The organism is Actinacidiphila oryziradicis (genome assembly GCF_005047355.1).
GTDB lineage: Bacteria > Actinomycetota > Actinomycetes > Streptomycetales > Streptomycetaceae > Actinacidiphila > Actinacidiphila oryziradicis.
Genome location: NZ_SUMC01000231.1, coordinates 1 through 4,914, shown reverse-complemented (window position 1 = coordinate 4,914; position 4,914 = coordinate 1). Strand labels below are relative to the sequence as shown.

General features: G+C 68.8%; 5 protein-coding genes. 4 read left to right on the top strand and 1 reads right to left on the bottom strand.

From position 1 onward, the window contains the following. Window positions 1–519 precede the first annotated feature (519 nt). Window positions 520–1,026: a MarR family winged helix-turn-helix transcriptional regulator gene (locus FCI23_RS54005; RefSeq protein WP_136731527.1), complete on the bottom strand. Its 507-nt coding sequence runs from the start codon at window positions 1,024–1,026 to the stop codon at window positions 520–522. Window positions 1,027–1,261: 235 nt separating this feature from the next. On the opposite strand from FCI23_RS54005, the gene FCI23_RS54000 reads away from it, so the two are divergent. From FCI23_RS54000 to FCI23_RS53985, 4 genes are all read left to right on the top strand, one after another. Beyond that, window positions 1,262–2,452, top strand: coding sequence for an IS110 family RNA-guided transposase (locus FCI23_RS54000; protein ID WP_136731526.1), 1,191 nt, complete (start codon window positions 1,262–1,264; stop codon window positions 2,450–2,452). Between the two features lie 119 nt (window positions 2,453–2,571). Beyond that, a complete protein-coding gene (locus tag FCI23_RS53995) occupies window positions 2,572–3,180 on the top strand; it encodes a UbiX family flavin prenyltransferase (protein WP_136731525.1) in 609 nt (202 codons plus the stop codon). 55 nt (window positions 3,181–3,235) lie between these two features. Continuing rightward, window positions 3,236–4,657 carry a non-oxidative hydroxyarylic acid decarboxylases subunit C gene (locus FCI23_RS53990; RefSeq protein ID WP_136731524.1) on the top strand — a complete coding sequence of 474 codons (1,422 nt, stop codon included), beginning with the start codon at window positions 3,236–3,238 and terminating at the stop codon, window positions 4,655–4,657. After that, window positions 4,654–4,893, top strand: a complete 240-nt coding sequence (locus FCI23_RS53985) for a non-oxidative hydroxyarylic acid decarboxylases subunit D (protein WP_211265892.1) — start codon at window positions 4,654–4,656, stop codon at window positions 4,891–4,893. The genes FCI23_RS53990 and FCI23_RS53985 overlap by 4 nt, the downstream gene beginning before the upstream one ends. The last annotated feature ends 21 nt before the right edge of the window (window positions 4,894–4,914 follow it).

Here is a 4,914-nt window from a genome sequence, read left to right as displayed (position 1 = left end):
GGGTTGTTCCCCGACACCGTGACTCCGCGGGCGGCGAGCTCCGCCACCAGCCGGGCCGGCTCGTCGGGCGTGGTGACCGGTTTGACCGTCCGGCCCAGATCGACGACGAGCGCAGCCCTCTTCCGCGGTCGGCGAGAGTCCAGGTTGAGCCAGTGCACGAAGTCGCCGGAGCCCCAAAGCCGCCAGCTGCCATGCGGCTGGGCAACCCAGCGCAGCTCCCGGATGTCGCAGAGCCGGATCCGCTTGGCGGCGCCCCACGGGAAGTACTATCGGCGGATGATGAGTTCCTCGTCCGTACACTCCACCAAACCGTCGTCATACATGACGCGCATCCTAAGCGGTGCGGCGAGCCGCTGGTAGGGATCCGGTCCGCGCTCAGAGCTCCGAACGGAATATGGAAGTGCGGAACCCGCCGTGGCCGGAACCGCGGCAGGTTCTCCGTCCGCCAGCATCCAGGGTCGGGCAAGGCACCGACGTCAGCCGGCGGTTGTCCGCCCTGGGGTGAGAACTCGCTCCTGGTCAGTCGGCCGTCTCGGGGCCGAGGATCAGCGCGGCCAGCCGGAAGAACTCCTCGCGTTCAGCGGACGGCAGCACCGCGAGCAGCTGCTCCTCGACGTCCGCGGCGTGCGGCGCCGCGCTGATCACCGTTTCCCTGCCATCGGCGGTGAGTTCCAGCAGCTTGCGGCGGGCGTCGGCAGGGGCACGGGTGATGGCGATCAGACCGCGCCGCCGCAGCCGTTCCAGGACCGGGGCGGCGGTGGACTTGTCCAGCCCCGAGTACCGGCCCAGGGTCCCCTGGTCCATGTTCCCGTGCAGGTACAGGATGCCCAGCACGGTGAACTGAGGCCCTGTCAGGTCTCCCGGTACGGTCCCCTGCCACAGTCGCGTCCGCTGCTGGAACAGCCGCCGGATCACATGCCCCGCGCCGCTGGTTCCGCGGAGCACCAGCGCCCGGACCTGTTCCTCGGTGACGCCTTTCACCGCCGCCGACGCGGCGGCTTCCGGCGTGTTGCCTTCCTCGCTCATACCGGGCCCTACCTTTCTGACGTGGTCTGAACTGGTCATTTGTAAGATCGGTGGACCCGGGGGCCCGGGGTATGGCTGTCATACGGGAGCCGTCGGATGGCTTAGGGAGCTTGGCCGCCTCGGGCTCCGCGACGACTCGACCGCTGATTGGGAGACGCGACTCGATCGCTGCTGTAGGGCAACGCCGGCGAGGTCGTCTGCGGGAACTGTGCAGGACGAGCTGACGGAGGTGACCGTGCCCGAGATCTGGGCCGGGGTGGACGTCGGCAAGACTCACCACCACTGCGCGGTGATCAACGCGGAAGGATCGCGGCTGCTGTCCCGCCGGGTCCAAAACGACGAGACCGAACTGCTGAAGCTGATCGGCGACGTTCTGGAGATCTCCCGCGACGTGCTGTGGGCCGTCGACCTCAACCACGGCGGGGCTTCCCTGCTCATCGCCCTGCTGGCCAGCCATGAACAGCCCGTCGCCTACCTCACCGGCCTGGCGGTGCACCGGGCCTCGGCCACCTACCGGGGCGAGGGGAAAACCGACGCCGAGGACGCCTTCGTCATCGCCGACCAGGTCCGCGTCCGCCGTGACATCGGCCTGCTGCGGCCCGGCGACGAGATCGCCGTCGACCTGCGCACGCTCACCACCCGCCGCCTGGACCTCGTCTTCGACCGCACGCGGCAGATCAACCGGCTCCGCGCCCAACTGCTTGAGATCTTCCCCGCCCTGGAGCGCGCCCTGGACCTGACCAACCAAGGCCCCCTGGTGCTGCTGACCGGGTACCAGACCCCGGCGGCCATCCGCCGCGCCGGTGCCAAGCGGATCGAGACCTGGCTCAAGAACCGCAAAGTGCGCTCTGCCGCCGCCCTGGCGAAGACAGCGGTACAGGCCGCCCAGGCCCAGCACACGGCTCTCCCCGGCGAGAAGCTGGCCGCCGCCATGGTGGTCCGGCTCACGAAGGGAGTGATGGCCCTCGATGAGGAGATCGCCGAACTCGACGCCCTGATCGAGGCCCGGTTTCGCGAGCATCCGCACGCACAGGTGATACGCAGCCTGCCTGGCATGGGCCCCAGGCTCGGTGCCGAGTTCCTCGCCGCGACCGGCGGGCACATGGACGCCTTTGGCAGCGCGGACCGGCTGGCGGGCTTCGCCGGCCTGGCACCTCAGCCTCGCGACTCCGGCCGTATCAGCGGCAATCTGCGCAGGCCCAGGCGCTACCACCGCGGACTGCTGCGAAGCATGTACCTGTCCGCGATGGTCAGCTTGCACTGCTGCCCGGCCTCGAAGGCGTACTACGACCGCAAGCGCCGCGAAGGGAAGGGACACAAGCAGGCGCTGCTCGCCCTCACGCGACGTCGCATCAACGTCCTGTGGGCGATGATCCGTGACGGCGAGTGCTACCACGCTTCACCTCCCCTCCCGGCCGCGGCTTGACATCACGATTGGGAAGCTCCCTCATCCCGCTCACCCCTTGCATTAGGACGCACACGGAGTATTGTAGGCCGAGTAATTAGGGCGCGTACGTCCTAACCGACGGTAAGTGGGAGGTCGCCGTGCGACTGGTGGTGGCGATGACGGGGGCCACCGGAGCGATCCTCGGGGTTCGCCTGCTGGAAGCCCTGCGCGAGCTGGATGTGGAAACCCATCTGGTGGTGAGCCGGTGGGCTCGGGCGACCATCGCGGAGGAGACGCCGTACGGCGTCCGCGACGTGGTCCGCCTGGCCGGCGTCAGCTACGCGCCGGAGGACCAGGGAGCGGCGATCTCCAGCGGTTCGTTCCCCACGGACGGCATGGTGGTCGTGCCGTGCAGCATGAAGACGGTCGCCGGGATCCGCGCCGGGTACGCGGAAGGCCTGATCGGCCGTGCCGCGGACGTCACCTTGAAGGAGCGCCGCCGGCTGGTGCTGGTGGCCCGCGAGACCCCGCTGTCGACCATCCATCTGGAGAACCTGCTCGCGCTCTCCCGGATGGGAGTCACGGTGCTGCCGCCCACACCCGCGTTCTACAACCATCCCTCGGGCATCGACGACGTCGTGGAGCACATCGTCGGACGCACCCTCGACCAGTTTGGACTGGCGCTGCCGACAGTGCGCCGATGGAGCGGCTGGAACCCGCGCGTCGCGGTCGACAGGCCCGACTCCGGCCGCAGCGCCACCGCCTGAGACAGCGGTCCCGGCTCCCGGCCGGCCCGCGCCCCGTAAGAAGGAGACACCCACCGTGGCCTATGCCGACCTGCGAGAATTCCTCGCGACGCTGGACCGCAACGGCCAGTTGCTCACCTACTCCGAACCCGTCGACCCCGAGCCCGATCTGGGGGCGGCGGCCCGCGCGACCTCCAACCTCACCGATCGCGGTCCCGCGCTGGTGTTCGACAACATCAACGGCTACGAGCGCGGCAAGGCGCGGGTGGCGCTCAACGTCGTCGGCTCCTGGCCCAACCACGCCCTCATGCTGGGTCTGGACAAGGACACCCCGGTCAAGGACCAGTTCTTCGAGTTCGCCCGCCGCTGGGACGCCTTCCCTGGTCCGGTCGAGCGACGGGACGACGCGCCGTGGCAGGAGACGACCCTCACCGAGGGCATCGACCTGTTCCAACTGCTGCCGCTGTTCCGCCTCAACCGCTATGACGTGGGGACCTACATCGACAAGGCCTGCGTCATCAGCCGGGACCCCGACGACCCGGGCAACTTCGGCAAGCAGAACGTCGGTATCTACCGGATCCAGGTCAAGGACAAGGACCGGCTCGGCATCCAGCCACTGGCGGCACACGACATCGGACTGCATCTGCGCCGGGCCGAGGAACGCGGCGAGAACCTGCCCGTCGCGATAGCCATCAGCAACGAGCCAGTCATCACCACTGTGGCCGGGATGCCGCTCGCCTACGACCAGTCCGAGTACGAGATGGCAGCCGCCATCCAGGGCGCGCCCTACCGCATCGCCAAGGCGCCGCTGACCGGGCTTGACGTGCCGTGGGGCGCCGAGGTCGTCCTCGAAGGCGAGATCATCGCCGGGGAGCGGGAGATCGAGGGGCCCTTCGGCGAGTTCACCGGCCACTACTCCGGTGCCCGAAGCCAGCCGGTCATCAAGGTCCACCGCGTCACGCACCGCAGCGCCCCGATCTTCGAGCACCTCTACCTGGGCATGCCGTGGACCGAGATGGACTACACCCTCGCGCTCAACACCAGCGTGCCCCTGTACCGGCAGCTGAAGGCCGACTTCCCCGAGGTCGCCGCCGTCAACGCCATGTACACCCAGGGCCTGCTTGCGGTCATCTCGGTCAAGCAGCGCTACGGCGGCTTCGCCAAGGCGGTGGGCATGCGGGCGATGACCACCCCGCACGGCCTCGCCTACTGCAAGGTGATCATCATGGTCGACGAGACGGTGGACCCGTTCAACCTCGCCCAGGTGATGTGGGCCCTGTCGGTGCGCTTCCACCCGCAGCACGACATCGTCACCGTCCCCAACGCCTCCGTACTCGCCCTGGACCCGAGCTCCGACCCGGCCGGCATCACCCACAAGGTCATCCTCGACGCCACGATGCCCATCGCCCCCGAGGAGCGCGGCCACTACTCCCAGCAAGTCGACGATCCCGCTGAGACCGCCACCTGGGAAAGCATCATCAAGGGACTGCTGAAGTGAACAACACCATGATCTGCCCGCGTTGTGACGCCGAGAACGTCCGGGTCCTGACCACCTCGCCGGTGCCCGGCCGATGGATCATGTACGTGTGCGACACGTGCGTCTACACGCGGCGCTCGACCGAACCCTCCTACGCCACCGACCCGGCGACCTATCCGGCGGCGTTCAAGATCGACCCCGCGGAGATCCCCACCATGGCCGCCATCCCCCCGGTACCGCCTCGGCGCGACGGGTGAACCATCGGGCCCGGGACCCTG

Coding starts and splice junctions, on each gene's coding strand:
- FCI23_RS54005 (WP_136731527.1), bottom strand. CDS start 1,026: ATGAGCGAGGAAGGCAACACGCCGGAAGCCGCCGCGTCGGCGGCGGTG.